The organism is Cellulophaga sp. L1A9, assembly GCF_009797025.1.
Classification (GTDB): Bacteria; Bacteroidota; Bacteroidia; order Flavobacteriales; family Flavobacteriaceae; genus Cellulophaga.
In genome coordinates this window covers 3,623,740-3,639,343 of sequence record NZ_CP047027.1, presented here as the reverse complement: position 1 = coordinate 3,639,343, position 15,604 = coordinate 3,623,740, and the positions used below count along the sequence as shown (strand labels likewise).

Here is a 15,604-nt window from a genome sequence, read left to right as displayed (position 1 = left end):
ACTAACACGAGGGTTTAGGAATTTTCGGAAAGTCGCTAAATTTTTAAATTTGACAAATTCACAAAAATAAAATAATTAATAAAATTCAAAAATTCGGCTTGTTTATTATTCGAAAAGTTATCACTTATTTTCAGCGCTACATTTCATATACGTGCCGTTGTGCTTCATTAGAAAAAAAATATGCCTAGAATAAATTCATCAAAATATGAAAGTGAGATAATTGACGCTTATGAAGTTGATGATCAATATGATTCTTTTAAAAAAGATAAATTTAAATGCCCTGAATGTAATGTACAAATCCAATTTAATCGTGGTATAAATGCAATAGATCCACATTTCAAGAATTGGCCTAAAAAAAGTCATTTATCAAATTGTGAAATACTAAAAATTCACAAACAGCATAATAAGGGTAATAATAACGATATAGAGGTTTTAATATCTACTATTTTACCAAGAGCCGAAAGGTTGCAGAAACTTAATTCTATTGAAAAAATAAGAAAAGCACGAAACAGGTATTTTGGAAAAAGAAGTAAGCAGTTCTTAAACTCTCTCACCTCTATATCTTACGAAGAATTAAAAAATCTAACTATAAGAACTGAAAACAAAACGACTGTCAAAATTATAGACTTGATAATGAGGCAGGATGAAATCATTAACAAATTAAATTCAAATGATGAAAGTTTTGTTTGTATTTTAAAAGGATACACCACAAAAGCAGTAGAGATTGGAGAAAACATAAAAATACCTATGACTTTTGGTGGAAAATATGGGAATAGCCAAAAATTCGATTTATTTATTCCTTCTAGTTATAAATCTAAGAATGATAAAAATATTAATAAAATTGAAAACAAACTGATTTATTGCTATGGATTACCCGAAAAGAATGAATATGGTTCTAAAATAGATTTATTCTCAATCACTCATCAAGTAGCGATAATTGAAAGATAACGAAAGTACAACAATGGTAACCGTTACACAACTCCATAATTTACAAAACAATGGCCTTTATAACCGCCTTTTAAGGCGGTACCATTTTTCAATTAGTTAAGTAATTGATTATTTTTGAGGTGCATAAACACGCTAATATACACTATGAACATTATTATTTTCGGACCACCCCTTGCTGGAAAAGGAACACAAAGTAAAAAGATTATTAATGATTTCGGGGTAATCCACCTCTCTACAGGAGATGTGTTAAGACAAGAAAAAGCTCAAAAATCAGAATTGGGAATTAAGGCATCTGAATATAAAATATGGCGTTTATAGGACAAAAGATAAAAGCAAAATATTTATATTTAGCTAAGTGATAAACCGAAACGTAAGTGCTTATCACCTGCCCTACGATTTCTTATACTTAACGTTGTAACCAATTAAAAAAATGAAGTCCGTTAAAATAATTTTCTTAATACTGTCAATAATCTTAAGTTCTTGTAAAGAAAAAAATGAAGCTAATTCTGAACAAATCCAGATGAATAGTGAATTAAAAAGTAAACTTGAAACCATTTTATTAAAAGACCAAGGAATTCGAGAAATAATAGCTTCAAACGGAAATTTATCTATTGAAAGAAAAGCTGAATTACTAACTCAAATGAATTTAAGTGAAACGGATATTGAGGGAGAAGCAAGATTTGAACTAATGCGCGAAATTGACAGCATCAATTTACTGGAAATAGAAAGCATTATAAAAGAATACGGGTATCCAAGTAAATCACTAGTAGGAGAACCAGCCAACCAAGCTGCTTTTTATGTAATTCAACATTCTAATAAAGTAGACAAATATCTTCCTGTAATTAGAAAAGCAACTGATAATGGTAATATCTCTAAAACTGCATTAGCCCTGATGGAGGATAGAAATTTAATGCATAAAGGGATTGAACAAATTTATGGAACGCAGATAAAAGGACAAGCGAATAAAAAAGGTGAATGGGTCTATTTTTTATGGCCAATAAAAAATATTGACTCAATAAATATTTGGAGAAAAGAAGTAGGATTTGAACAAAATCTTGAAGAATATTTAAAAGAAATGGATGTTGATTTTAAGTTGTATAAAATTAACGAGCTAAGCGATTTATAAAAACTGTAAGTAACACTTGAATAAACTCTCAACAACCTTCGATAATATTGATTTAGATAAGCACTATTGGACAGACGGAAAAAGTGTTTTTCACAGAGGCTATGAAATAAAAGGTGCCGACATAGATACTTTTCAACACTTTTATGGACTATGGGCAAAAGATAAAAAAAATTGTTATTGTGGTTCTTCAAAATTAAATAATACGGACCCAAAAACTTTTCTAGCCCTTAATTTAGCTTATGCGAAAGACAAAGACAACGTTTGGACATTAGGCGGCCTAATAAATGATGCCGATACCAAAACCTTTGAAGTTTGTGATAACGGAATGAAATCAATGGGTAAGTCCGTAGAATGGGTTGATAAAAAATTATACTTATATAACGAAACTTACGTGCCATATGGCTACGGAAAAGATAAAAAAAATGTTTATTACTACAACTTCAGTGGTAAAACAAAAATTGTTAAAAAAGCAGATATCCACTCTTTTGTATCGCTAAACGATGGCCATTTTGGCTTAGATAAAAATTTTGCATTCTATGGCTTTGCAACAATTCTCAAAGCAAAACCTAACACGTGGAAAAAACTAAAACAAGAATATTATTACTCAAAAGATGGCGACAAAATATTTTATATGAACAGACTAATTAAAGATGCTGATCCAACATCATTTGAAGTTATCGAAACGGCTTTAATAACGGGTAGTCCTCCTCAATTAGCAAAAGATAAAACTTCAGGTTTCAGCAATTCAAATAGAATTAGTTTTGAAGAATTAGAAAAAGAAATAGAATACAGTGCTGATCATTTCAAAAAAATAACTGAAAAACTAATCGAATAACATCAACAAGCAACCATACACATGAAAAAGAGTATTTTGTTCCTTATTATTCTAGTAGGCCTACCACAACTAGCAATGGGTCAGCGATACAAAATAGACACCACTGTTGTAGATTTTAATAAAGATACCGTATTAGATACCCTTATCAACTACTATGAATACGGAAGCGCCTGTAGTGGCGGAGATGTATCTATTATTAATGGTAAAACCAAAGAAAAGCTCACACTATATAATGAAGGATGCTATTCTAGCTTTATGCGATTAATAAGAGTGCCTACTGCCTTGAACTTAGAAACCAATGCTCCTTTTTTAAAAGTACTAAAAGATACTGTTCTCCCTAAAAAAAGAAGTCGCCCAGATAGTTCGCTAAACTGGTTATTAAGCGGTTCTTTATCTTTAAAAGTAGTAGAAGAACATCCACTTTTTGATCGCATCGCAGTCCCTAAAACCAATTGGATACCTAACGAACTAACCCTACCAGAAGCGTATTACATTACGGTTTCCGGAGACAGCCTGCAAAAGCTAGATCACCCTTATGGCAATTACTTTAATCAAGAATATACTACTGCCTTTTTGGTCTACTACCCAATAGCGGACTCTAGAGCGCAGTTAGCGAACTTGACACCCATCATAAAAAATACAGAATACGAAATTTACAAAACATCACATTGCGTTTTCGTAAAAAAAGGAAAGACGTATAAATGGCTATTTATATCCGATGATAATGTAATGGGTGCTCCTGATAGACATAGTTGGCAGGCTATAAATCAGATTCAATTAATAGATAACTACTTGATAATACACCAAGACGTACCGCCAGATAATGTGTATAACATACAAATTGTAAATATAGAAACGCAAAAAGTGGCACGCTTAAAATTTGAACCGTCCTATAATAATTGGTCGGATGAAGGAGGTATGGATACCTTTAAAATCTTAGAGAACCAGCTAATTTTTACGGAATATGGCGAACCTGAACCAAAAAAGATACCTTTGAAGGAAATCTTCGAAGCCTTGGACCAGTTTTAACTAAGGGTCTTAGAATAACGAGTGTTCTGGCTTTGCTACTTTCCCATGCTAATACAACAAGCGTTTTTTCAAAAAGCATCAGCAGAGTACTTCCATCAATCAAAACTGCTCTAGGCCAATGCTAAAAACCTAGGTATTTCTTTGGCCAAAATATCCTCCATAAGAATACTATTAGCTGTAGCGACAAAGCTTACTTGTTTTACACTCCCTTGGTGTAAGTTCCTATACATAAGCGTATAGCCCGTAATTGGAGAAACCCAAACGCCTAGTTGTTGTTGCGCTGCTTCCTTTTTTGTTTTCTTAGCTTCTGTAAATTCAATATACAACACCTTAGAAAAATCTTGGGGGTTCACATACGTGTCAAAATGATCATACAGTTGCTGCGTAGGATAACTCTTTTCTAAATAGGTCTGTAGCTCCTTGGTAAGCGTCTCTCTTACCGTTTCAAAGTCAGTAGCTCCTGTGTATAGTTTTAAGGTTCTAAAGCGCCAATTACCGTCTTCTTGTGCTAACTCTCGCACTAAGGGAATCGCATTTTTATGTGGATACCTTATGACCAGTGGCAATTCATGATAATACCCTAGAAATTCAGAATCTTCGGCTTGAAACAAGCTTAAAAAATAATCCGATTTCTCTAAAACCTCAGCTTCCGTAAATGGCGCTTCAAGCGTAAAAAACACCTCATTATAATCCCACAAGAGCGCTACGCCAAGAGGCTTCATTTTTGCTGAAATAACATCGTAAATTTCTACTAGCTTAATGCGGGCTACGTACCGTTCCTGAAAAGTGAATCCGTCTGGATAATCAGGAGGAAGATCTGTTTGTGTTGCCACGGTCTTCGCATCAAACTTAATAAATAGTTCTACCCTGGGCTCTTTTTTCTGATATACGCTTACCCTGAAACAATTAGGATTCATATTGCTTGTATTAAAAAATCGCCTTAAATCCGTATACCCTAAGAGGTCTCCATAATTGGCTGCTAAAAAGGATTCGAAGTTTTTAGCAGCTACCTTTTCCGTCAACATATATTTTGCTTTCAGGCTGTAAAAAACCACGACCAATAAAATAACGATGCCTACTAACACCTCTTTAAATCCTATTTCCATAAAATCAAATGTACTATATCATTTTCTATTGGCTATCACGGAATTCCGTGAACACGGACTTTGGAAAAACAGGATTTAATACTACTCGTACTTCCTAATAAAACTATCCTAAAAACTAGGGCGTAAACAAAGAAGCCACCTAGAGAGGTGGCTTGTATACTTTGTAAATGCTGTAAATTTAAAGCGCTTCTGCTGTTTTTCTTTTTTTCATCATCATGAAAAATAAAGCAGTCAGTAAGCAGGTAATTATCAGCCCTATCCAGTTTGACGTAGTAGGACTCATATTAAAACCAATGGTTGGATCATAAAATATATAGGAAAATATTACTGAAGTGATAAAAAATGCAGGTACTAAAGCAATGATGTACTGTTTTTTGTTTTCATATAGATATACGGTTCCTATCCATAAGGCAATAGCGGCAGTCACTTGGTTAGACCATGAAAAATAACGCCATAGCAACTGAAAATCCATATTGGTAAGGATAAAAGAAATAGCAAATAAAGGGATGGCTACAGCAAACCTATTGCGCAACACTTTTTGATCTATGTTTAAGTAATCTGCAATAATCATACGTGCGGCTCTAAAAGAAGTATCTCCTGAAGTAATAGGCAATACAATTACCCCAATAATAGCCACCGTACCCCCAACGGTTCCTAATAATATAATGGCAATTTTATTAACAACCGCAGCAGGGCCACCTTCTGCCAATAGCGCACTGAGCTCTTCTGTATCTAACAAACTCATAGAAGCCGCTGCCCATATCATAGCAATAAAAGCTTCCAAAATCATCATCCCATAAAACACTTTTCTACCGTCCTTTTCATTATCTATCGTACGTGAAATTATAGGCGACTGTGTGGCATGAAAACCAGATAGGGCACCACAAGAGATGGTTAGAAAGATTACCGGGTAATACGGTATTTTTTTAGGGTGTAAATTTTCCAGCGTTAATTCTGGCAGTGGATTCCCGTAAATAAACATCCCAATACAAATCCCAATAGCACTAAGAATTAAAAGCACGCCCAAAACAGGATATATTTTTCCAATTATTTTATCTATAGGCAATACGGTAGCAATGATATAGTAGATAAAAATACATAAAATGATGACTTTCAAATAATCCGTATCACCGAGTAAGGCATTGATCATTTCGGCAGGTGCGGTAACAAAAACAGTCCCTACTAATACTAAAAGTAATAGCGTAAATAAGTTTACCACATGGCTAAATGCTTTGCCCAAGAACCGTGATGCCATAGCTGGTAAATGTGCTCCTCCATAGCGTATGGAAATCATTCCTGTAAGGTAATCATGAACTCCTCCAGCAAAAATAGACCCAAAAACAATCCATAAAAAAGCAGAAGGGCCGTACAATGCCCCCAAGATTGGCCCAAATATGGGTCCGACTCCTGCAATATTTAAAATTTGAATAAAAGAGTTTTTGTTGCTATTCATAGGAACAAAATCTACCCCATCTTGTAAGGTATGTGCTGGTGTAGTTTTGTTGGCATCAGATTTAAAAGTTTTGTCTACGAATTTACCATAGGTGAAATAGCCTAGTATCAATAGAATAAAAGCCGTTATAAATGTGATCATATTTTGTGTTATTGGTCTCCAAAAAACAGACCGCAAGGAACGTTCTAGTCTTTTATGGTATTCATCAAAAAATTTATACAGGGGACTAAAATAGCCCATGCCCTAAATTAGGCGCGCTAATTTACAAAAGTTTCCGTTTTTAATACGATAAGTGTTAAAGTGTTGTGACAAGTATTTTTAGATAACAGAAGCAATAGATCATAGTTGCTATGCAGCGCCACAATTCTAGTTTTTTACGATACGTTTAGAAAGTACTTACTACAGGTAGATCATCTTTAGCGAATTTCTTGAATACTCTATTAAATCTAGGTCTCGTATTTTCATTAAAAAAAACAAAATATCCCTTTTTTCAGGGATGTAGAAACAAGGCATTCCTTTTAAATTGCAAAAGAATTTAGGCGGGAATAAAATAAGATAAAACAGAATCTGTTTATAACATATGCACAGACCACACCACATGAAAATTAAAGGCCAGAGCTACCTACTCGTCACCCTACTATTTGGCATTGCTCCTCTTTGTGCGCAGCTAAAAAACACACCACTAGACTCCCTTCTATTTGAACAAAACGATTTTAAAATAATAACAGATGTCGGAAAATAAAGATAACAGGCCAGAATTGAACAATTTTAATACCCTTCGTAAAGCTGAATGGAATAGCTTAGAAGGCCTTTTTGAATCACACGCAGGCTTATCTTTTGAAAAACAACTTATTTTTGGCGACTTTATTGGTTCTCATGGTTGGCAATTAGATTTAGGAAAAGGAAGTATTCTCTTTGGAGACATAGAACTCCCTATTCAAGTAATAGGCTCTCTATCTTTTAACACGAGTTCTTGGATGTGGGGCTGGGCAAATACGCAAAGTGGTATTCCAGAGAATTTATTAGTGCACTCTAGGCAGCTCAAAGCTTTAGGAGAAGAAAAAAAATCAAAGAACTTACAGACGGTCATTTTAATGTGGATGAAGGTTTTGAGCACAAAATAGGAATGCTGGCCTGTGGTCAATTTTCATCTAAAAGTTATTACTGTGCTAATTACGGGCAAGGAACGCTCGTAGTTACGATAGATGATGATCGGATTCCTGAAATTGAAATGGATAAGGTTGAAAAAGTATTGACTTGTTTTCCGCAATTAATCGGAGGAATAAGCGTACATCATAAAAAATGCGTTCCTTAATTATTTAATAGATCGTAGTTTTAAAATACACCAAACAGAGCAAAAAATAGAAGGTCTTAAAAACACAAAGGTGTTAAGTGCTGAATTTGATGCTTTGAACCGATTAACTTCTTTAAATGGAAAAATTTAAAGAAGCTTCTTTTCTATTTTTCATGCTAGAATACAACTATAAAAAAAAGACTATCTGTAGCATTCTTAAAATACAGATAGCCTTTGTAAGACAAATGGAAAATACTAGCTTTAAAAATTCACATTTAAGTAAATGGACAGCCTATTTTTTAGTTCTACCTTATCGTTATTCAAATGCTGACTTATAGGTAACATAGAGACTACACCTAAAGCATACCTGCTGTAAGACGCTTCTAAACTTACTTTTCCTAAGAAAATATTTCCCTTGGTATCTGCCACGTCTTCTCCGTATTCTTTATTCGTTTCATAAAGCTCTCCTGCAACACCAACTATAGGTGTAATGGTGAAATTATTTGCTGGATAATACGTTTTAAAGGCGTTAACTGCATAGTTAAACTGATTCCCAAACTGGTACTCTTTTGGATTCTCTGTCTTAAGGGAATAGTTAAAAAGAGTACTAATCCCCCAATTTCTATAGTTAAAGCCATAATTAGCGGCCAAAACATAATCCCAACTCCCATTCCCTAATTGAAAACTAGGATTAACGCTTCCGGTATTATTCGCTTTATCAAATGTTCCTGTAGGTATTTTTACGCCACCTCCTACTTGCACATAATGTTCCGGAACTATAGTTACAATACTATCTGGTCTTGCTTTTATTATGTTATACATAGCAAGAACACTTACATCTCCTAAACCATTAATATTTTGAGTGGTATTGTCCGAAAATTTTCTGCTGTGAAATTGGTAAGGGACAATCACATTTACCACTGTTCTCTTTGATATTGGAAAATTACCCCACAACTGCATGGTATTAAAATTTTCATCAATCCACGGCGAATCATTAAAAATTCCGTCTCTAGAACGGTACTGCTGTCCTATGTATCTAACACCTATAAAATTGGTGTTTAATCCTGTACCGTACCCCATACTTCCTCCACTACTCCCACAACCACAAGTATCACAAAAGTCATATACATAATCTAGACCATGAAAATGACCTAAACAAGGTATTGGATTAGGAGGTACAGTGGGTAATTTATCAATAGCATACACGGTTAAAAAACCAAGCATAGTTACTAAAAGGGAAAAGAGTATTCTATTTTTCTTAAAATTCTGCAAAGCGTTCATCATCTATATATTCTTCATCTGTTAATGTATTCAAAAAAGCAACCAGCGCCGCTTTATCTGTAATTGATAGTAGTAATCCTAAGGCTCCATCAATCTGTAGTTCTGGATCTAATGTGGCCGACTCCACGACTCCATCCGTGTAGAAATCCAACACAGCCTCTAAGCTCCCAAATCTCCCATCGTGCATATATGGAGCCGTTAGAGCTACATTTCGCAAACTAGGCACTTTAAATTTATATTTATCTTCTACTAAACCGGTTACATTATACCTCCCTAAATCATTTATTGTTGTATAAGGTGCTAAACCATTATTTCTAAATGATCTATCTGTAAATAAATCTGTAGCATGGCATGTAGCACAATTCGTTTTAAAAATTGCTAAACCTTCGAGTTCTAAATCTGTTAATATAATCGCATCCTCATTTCTAACATATTTATCATATTTAGAATTTGAGGAAACCATCATCACCATAAATTGTGAGAGGGCCTTTAAAAAGTTTTCTGAATTAATTTCACCGTCATCAAAAGCTTGAGCAAATAAACTTGGATACTCACTGTCTGCCGATAATTTTGACAAAACATTTGTAATCGTTTCATCCATCTCTACTTCATTTGTAATGGGTGCTATTGGAAATAAGTCTAAATGATCTATAGCTCCATCCCACATGAAATGCGTCATATATGCCATATTTTGTATGGAAGGTGTATTTCTTGTTCCTTCTAACCCGTCTACACCATGACTAAATTGATGCCCATGATGTGTAAAGGCTGAACTTTGTTCATGACAAAACCCACAGGAGATATACCCTACTCTTGATAAATCTCCGTCATAGAACAATTTTTTCCCTAATTCAAATCCGTTTTCTGTTGGTGGATTAGCATCAATATCATATTCTAATGCCGGAAAATTACTGGGCTGTTCAATAGTTAGTAATTCATTTATTTCAATATAATCATCAGAATCATTACACGAGAAAGCAAGAATCAAACTTAAAAAAAATAGTATTTTTTTCATCCGTATTCTATTAGTACCTGCAATACCCTAAGAGTATTGCAGGAGTATTAATATAAATTGTTTGATTAGTGATCACTACCGTTATGCACGTGATCTACTGTAAACATTGTAGCTGTATTTTCCGCAACTAAAGGAGCCGTTGCAGGATCTGTCATATACGTTGCTTCTTCTGAAAGACTAAGATTGTTAATAGAAGTAAGTATTTTAGAGGCATCTATTTTTAAATGAATATTAGAATCCATTTCATCACTAACAGTTACATTGGTCGGTAACGCTAGTGTTACTTCTTCGTAGTTCACCTGGTCACCCAATCTACCTAAATGAATTCTAAAGTTAGTTTCTTCAGTTACCGTTTCTGAAGTAAAAGTACCTTCATAATTAATGTACTTGTAACCAGATGTCCAGGACCATGTTAAATTATATGCCTCAGCTTGTGTCCATAAATCACCTTGACCATCAGCACCTTGTTGGAATTTTTCGTCATCTATTCCTATACCAAATTTTATAGTTGTGTATTCTCCTGCAGGTATATCTGATAATGAAATATCTTCTAAATCTGATTCTTGGCTAATGATAAAATAACTATCATCTTTAGGATAAACATATTCATTTCCGTCAACATCAGTCAAAACAAAATTGCTTACAATGTAATTCAAACGTGTTACGGTTAGTGCTTCTCCATTGGCATTGGCTGTATTTGCTGTAGCTAGAATTAGGTCATTCCCTTCATACCCATTGTCAAAAGTTACTGAAATCTCTCCAGATCCTGTTAATGCTTCATCAGCATCATCGTCATTATTACAAGAAATTGCCACTATGGATATCATTGCCAATAAGGCTATTTTAAAATTTTTCATTTGATTATTTATTAAGAATATTGCGTAAGTACGTGTAGCTCAATAAGCGCTAGCACATCGTTTTTTAAGTATTAAAAAGTTTGAGTTTTGAATAAAACTAAGAAATAGAAAAGATTACAGCATATAAAAATCCGCGCAGCAAAAAAAGCCAAAATGTGGATTCTCCTGTTGTTTGAATAAAAATGCTATCGTTATACTTCTATTAAAAAATACTACGCAATAGGTGGCTTAATAAGGTTGTTGTAGAAATTAAATGAATATAAGGTTTCGCTATACGTCATAGGTAAAACTATATATTCCGTTGTATTAGAAGCTGCATTAAAATATGCAGTATACGCTGAAAAATAGACTAAAGAAAAAGCATTTTCAATAGGTGTTTTTTTATTTGCATCATTCGCTTTAGATTCCTCCGCTAATTTTGTCATTAAATAACATTTCCCATTACAGTTTAGTTCTGGTTTATCTTTATTAATACAAAGGACTTCTGAGATATAATCATAATTAAAAACATACTCCAACAATGGGAAAGTAGGTTTTAAGCAAATGAGAATTGCTATTATGATTAAACTATGCTTCATGCTGCAAATATATGTTTGAATTTATTCTTTTCTAAATAATAAGGATACTTTTTTATCGTGTTTTTGCGCAAATATGTAAATATCCTAAACCTGTAAGTGTTTCTAGAAACATAACCTATGAATAAGATTGCTAAGCAATCTTATTCATGTACTAGGTCACCGAAATACTATAAGTTGACTACTAAAAATCCTTTCTTTTAGATTTATAAAGCAATCTCCATATAGGGAGTATCGTCCATAAAACAAGTACCAACATTGAAATAATCACTCCCATATTCGTGCCAAAAAATTGTTTGAAGACGGCTCCTGTGTATCCTAATAATGCTGAGATATCTAATTTCAATAAAATTAAGGTCCGTGACAAATCAATAGGATTAAACATTGAGGCCACTAATGAAAAATTATCAAGAGGGTATTCGTTAAAAATGATGAGTGACATTAAAAATAATCCATCATAAATAACGGCCATAAATAACCATAACAAAACGGCATACCCAAATCCTTTAATCTTATTTTCATTAGAGATTGCAATATTAAAAGATAGTGCGGAAAAAATAAGGGTTAAGAAAGTACCAGTTACTAATAAAAGTGAAAAGTCAAAAATGGCACTACTCTTAAAAAGCCCATAGAGCACAAAAGGAATTCCCAATCCTAAAATAAGACTTAGTGCTAAAGAGGCTGCTACTCCCAAATATTGCCCTAAGAATATGGATGTTCTTTTAATGGGTTGCGCTAATAAAAGTTCTGTGAATTCTTTAGAATTGTAATAGTACATAATTCCGAAAATTGTACTAATTAAAGGAACCAAAACAATAATAATGTTCATTAACGTGATGACCGCTTTTGATACATCGTTGTTTAAAAACAACAATACAAAACCTAATAATAAATAGAACAGAAAATAAACGTAGCTCCAACGGCTGCGCATAAGATCATAAAAACTATATTTTAATATCTTAAACATGTGACACAGGTTTTGCAATTGCCGCAATGGCATGTTCTACATTCGTTTGTTGTGTTTTTTCTTTTAGCGCTGCTATACTTCCTTTAAAGTATATTTTCCCTTCTAAAAGATATACAATTTCATCTGCTATCTCTTCTACAAACTGCATGATGTGTGAGGAAACAAGTATGGTCTTTCCTTTTTGTTTTTCTATTTGAATGAGTTCTTTTAATTTGATTAATGCCACAGGATCTAGACCTGTAGTAGGTTCATCAAGAATAATCAAAGGATTATCAAACATAAATGCAATAACAATATTCACTTTCTGTTTGGTACCTCCAGAAAGAATGGATAATTTTTTATCTAGAAATGGCTCCAATTCAAAGCGTTCAATTAAACGTTCTTCATCGCTTGGTTTCTGCCTTAAATCTTTAATCATCCGAATTAATTCTTTGACTTTAAGATTACTAGGAAAGTTGGCAATCTGAGGTAAATATTCAATTTCTTGTCTATATTTCCATTTATTTTTAATTAAATCTCCATTTATGGCAATAGTACCTTTGTTCGGGACTACCATACCTAATATGCACTTAATTAACGTCGTCTTACCAGAGCCATTAGGTCCTAAAATGGCAAAAATGCCACTTTGTTTAATGCTTAGATCTAACCCCATGAGAATAGGAGTCTTTCCAAATTTTTTATGTAAATTTTCTATCTTAATCATTCTATTCTTTTCATTGATGGTTTTGCATCCACTAGGTTATCGGGGGTAAAAACAGGAGATACTTTTTCAGAGAAATCAATAATATCCATAAATAAACTTCGGAGAAGCACAATAGATTCCGGAGTTTTATTTACGATATAGGAAAACAATTTTACGGGTCTATAAGGAATGTCTCCAATCCCATTTTTATCTAAATCATAGCCGGTATAATTACTCCAGTAATTTTGTTCAAAAACGTTGTCATTGATATTGCTGTTATAAGAAACATCAAAACTGTTGTACAAAAAATTATTCTTCAAAAATGAATTATCATAACATGCGCCAAGGACTTTTATAGCCCATCCGTTATTGATAAAATTATTGTTGGAATACGTTATTCGGTTAGACCCTTCTATGTTGATCCCGATAGTATTTTCTTCAAAGATATTTCCACTAATCTCAGCATCATTAATTTCTTTTAATAAGAGACCAAATGCAGCAGTACCCCAATTTTTTTTAAAAGTATTCCCTGTCATCTTAATATTTTTTGAAAACATTACAGCAACTCCAGCTCCATTACTTTCAAAGATATTATTGGTATACACATCATCATCAGAAAACATAAAATGCAAACCATACCGGAGGTTTTTTGTACTTATATTATCGTTGATTGTTATGTTATCAGAAAACTCCAAATAGATACCATCTCGCGCACCTTGCACAATATTTTTTTCTACTACGACATTCTTTGAATACCATAATTGGATGCCATTTCCTGAGTTATACTCATCTTTTGCATCCCCTATTATTTTATTATGATATACCCTACCATTATTTGATTTTTCTAAATAAATGCCAAAAAATAATTTTTCTAGCACTACATTTTGTATTAAAAAAGAATCACTTCTCACCACGCGAATAGCGGCATAATCTGAGGTATAACTTGTTCCTACATTTATAATAAAAAGTCCGTCTACAGTTACATTATCAGAGGTAATTCTGATGATTTCACCTTTATCTTGCCCATCAATCACTGGAAAATTTTCACCAATCAGCACTAAGGGCTTATCTATAAGTAAATTATATTCGTAATAGGTTCCTTTTTTTACAGCAATTGTATCATAGGCTACCGCCGTTTTAATGGCAGTAGCAATAGATTTTACAGCACATTCTGAACAAACGGTTATCGTTTTTGCCCATAATGAAGTACTTACAAAACATATGGCTATTAAAAGAAATTTAGGTTTTAGGTGCATTAATCTTGTGTATGTATTAATTTACTAGCCTTTATTAAATTTAGATTGTAATTCTTTCCATGAATACACGCTACCCGTATTCTCTTCTTGCATTTTCTCTGCTGCTGCTTTTGTTGAAAAAGCACTTAAATTTCCTCCCATAGGGCTAGGAATATTTTTGCTAATTAGATAGGTAGCTTCTTTAGCATCAATAAAAACTCCCGGATTGTTGTAGTCATTTACCCGATATAGCCCAATAGTTTCTGGGGCTACGTCCTGTAAATAATTTAACATACATTCCGTGGCATCAAAAGAATAACTTCTCCCTTTTTTGGTCATAAACTGTGCAGCATGTTGGGTATCCACAATAGTCATGCTACAGAAATGACATCCTTCTGCACCATATGCGATGGCTTTAGGTTCCCTGTTGCACGCAGATACTATCAGAAAACTTAGTACTGCTATAAATGTTTGGTTTTTCATGATCAATTAATTTATGTATACTTACGAAGATGGTGAACGTTTACTTTTCCATCCTACTAAAAAAGCAACTACGGTGAGAGACATTCCTAAAAACATTGCCCAAGCACCCAGTGCGGGCATAGAACTTACATTAAAATTCAATAGCTTTTTATATCCAAAAAGCGGTGGTTTATAGGTCATAGGAGTTCCATCCTCATTGGTTACTTTAATAATAGCGTGTGGGTCTAAATTAGAACCATAGTCCGTTAACCACACATTAAAATCATACATCCCCATGACGCCTAAAATAGACATCAAGATAAACCAACCCAAAAAATAGCGGTAATCTACTTTTCCAACGAATCCTAGTAAACCTAACAACACCCCTAAAACTGACATGCTTATAATTACGATAGGAAAAGCTTTAAATTCCCACATTTCATCGGCCTTAGGAATGGTCTTCATACCAATATAATGGTTAAGACCATCTATATTTTGCAAATCAAATTCAGAAACGCCTTGTATCCCTGTTATATGAATATTCATACCTAATGGGTCTGGATATTGTGGTGCGCCTAGCATGATATTCCAAAGTGGAAATTTAAACAACCCTAATAAACACAAAGAACCAATGATCATTAATATACTTGCTTTTTTCATCTTATATTCTCTTAAAAATCATTTCTATCAAACATTTTAGTGCTCCATAAAAAAAGCAGGTCGGTCTTCATTTGCGACC

18 protein-coding genes are annotated in these 15,604 nt (G+C 33.5%); 7 read left to right on the top strand and 11 right to left on the bottom strand.

The genetic code is table 11. The annotated features are described in order from the left end of the window. Nucleotides 1-180: 180 nt before the first annotated feature. From GQR94_RS16090 to GQR94_RS16070, 5 genes are all read left to right on the top strand, one after another. A complete protein-coding gene (locus GQR94_RS16090) occupies nt 181-948 on the top strand; it encodes a hypothetical protein (RefSeq protein WP_034668766.1) in 768 nt (255 codons plus the stop codon). Between the two features lie 144 nt (nt 949-1,092). Then, a complete protein-coding gene (locus tag GQR94_RS16085; RefSeq protein ID WP_158976878.1) occupies nt 1,093-1,266 on the top strand; it encodes a nucleoside monophosphate kinase in 174 nt (57 codons plus the stop codon). Between the two features lie 112 nt (nt 1,267-1,378). Beyond that, complete coding sequence (locus GQR94_RS16080; RefSeq protein WP_158976876.1) at nt 1,379-2,074, top strand: DUF6624 domain-containing protein; 696 nt, start codon at nt 1,379-1,381, stop codon at nt 2,072-2,074. Between the two features lie 16 nt (nt 2,075-2,090). Beyond that, nucleotides 2,091-2,909: a DKNYY domain-containing protein gene (locus GQR94_RS16075; protein WP_158976874.1), complete on the top strand. Its 819-nt coding sequence runs from the start codon at nt 2,091-2,093 to the stop codon at nt 2,907-2,909. Between the two features lie 21 nt (nt 2,910-2,930). After that, nucleotides 2,931-3,938, top strand: a complete 1,008-nt coding sequence (locus GQR94_RS16070) for a hypothetical protein (protein WP_158976872.1) — start codon at nt 2,931-2,933, stop codon at nt 3,936-3,938. A 110-nt stretch (nt 3,939-4,048) separates the two neighbouring features. Here GQR94_RS16070 and GQR94_RS16065 read toward each other — a convergent pair whose 3' ends face one another. Further along, nucleotides 4,049-5,044 (bottom strand): hypothetical protein, encoded by a 996-nt coding sequence (locus GQR94_RS16065; RefSeq protein ID WP_158976870.1) that lies wholly within the window; start codon nt 5,042-5,044, stop codon nt 4,049-4,051. A 178-nt stretch (nt 5,045-5,222) separates the two neighbouring features. Further along, nucleotides 5,223-6,638 (bottom strand): carbon starvation protein A, encoded by a 1,416-nt coding sequence (locus GQR94_RS16060; protein WP_158976868.1) that lies wholly within the window; start codon nt 6,636-6,638, stop codon nt 5,223-5,225. 587 nt (nt 6,639-7,225) lie between these two features. Between GQR94_RS16060 and GQR94_RS22690 the strand changes: the two genes are divergently transcribed. Together GQR94_RS22690 and GQR94_RS22685 are read left to right on the top strand one after the other, a co-directional pair. After that, the gene (locus GQR94_RS22690) at nt 7,226-7,621 is read left to right on the top strand and encodes a DUF6882 domain-containing protein (RefSeq protein WP_233268372.1); all 396 of its coding nucleotides are present in this window, start codon (nt 7,226-7,228) and stop codon (nt 7,619-7,621) included. Next, on the top strand, nt 7,594-7,812 hold the full coding sequence (locus tag GQR94_RS22685) for a hypothetical protein (RefSeq protein ID WP_233268371.1): 219 nt from the start codon (nt 7,594-7,596) through the stop codon (nt 7,810-7,812). The genes GQR94_RS22690 and GQR94_RS22685 overlap by 28 nt, the downstream gene beginning before the upstream one ends. A 240-nt stretch (nt 7,813-8,052) precedes the next feature. On the opposite strand, the gene GQR94_RS16050 is transcribed toward GQR94_RS22685, so the two are convergent. The 9 genes from GQR94_RS16050 to GQR94_RS16010 form a co-directional block, all read right to left on the bottom strand. After that, nucleotides 8,053-9,015 carry a transporter gene (locus tag GQR94_RS16050; RefSeq protein ID WP_233268363.1) on the bottom strand — a complete coding sequence of 321 codons (963 nt, stop codon included), beginning with the start codon at nt 9,013-9,015 and terminating at the stop codon, nt 8,053-8,055. Between the two features lie 34 nt (nt 9,016-9,049). Beyond that, nucleotides 9,050-10,087, bottom strand: coding sequence for a cytochrome-c peroxidase (locus tag GQR94_RS16045; protein ID WP_158976866.1), 1,038 nt, complete (start codon nt 10,085-10,087; stop codon nt 9,050-9,052). A 65-nt stretch (nt 10,088-10,152) separates the two neighbouring features. Continuing rightward, entirely contained in the window at nt 10,153-10,944 is a 792-nt protein-coding gene (locus tag GQR94_RS16040) for an MbnP family protein (protein ID WP_158976864.1), read from the bottom strand. A 212-nt stretch (nt 10,945-11,156) separates the two neighbouring features. Then, nucleotides 11,157-11,522, bottom strand: coding sequence for a hypothetical protein (locus tag GQR94_RS16035; RefSeq protein WP_158976862.1), 366 nt, complete (start codon nt 11,520-11,522; stop codon nt 11,157-11,159). A 181-nt stretch (nt 11,523-11,703) separates the two neighbouring features. Beyond that, entirely contained in the window at nt 11,704-12,486 is a 783-nt protein-coding gene (locus tag GQR94_RS16030) for an ABC transporter permease (protein ID WP_158976860.1), read from the bottom strand. Beyond that, on the bottom strand, nt 12,479-13,189 hold the full coding sequence (locus tag GQR94_RS16025) for an ABC transporter ATP-binding protein (protein ID WP_158976858.1): 711 nt from the start codon (nt 13,187-13,189) through the stop codon (nt 12,479-12,481). Before GQR94_RS16025 ends, GQR94_RS16030 begins: the two co-directional genes overlap by 8 nt. Next, complete coding sequence (locus GQR94_RS16020; protein WP_158976856.1) at nt 13,186-14,424, bottom strand: nitrous oxide reductase family maturation protein NosD; 1,239 nt, start codon at nt 14,422-14,424, stop codon at nt 13,186-13,188. Before GQR94_RS16020 ends, GQR94_RS16025 begins: the two co-directional genes overlap by 4 nt. A gap of 24 nt (nt 14,425-14,448) precedes the next feature. Then, the gene (locus GQR94_RS16015; protein ID WP_158976854.1) at nt 14,449-14,886 is read right to left on the bottom strand and encodes a nitrous oxide reductase accessory protein NosL; all 438 of its coding nucleotides are present in this window, start codon (nt 14,884-14,886) and stop codon (nt 14,449-14,451) included. Between the two features lie 21 nt (nt 14,887-14,907). Next, entirely contained in the window at nt 14,908-15,525 is a 618-nt protein-coding gene (locus GQR94_RS16010) for a hypothetical protein (RefSeq protein WP_158976852.1), read from the bottom strand. Nucleotides 15,526-15,604: the final 79 nt, after the last annotated feature.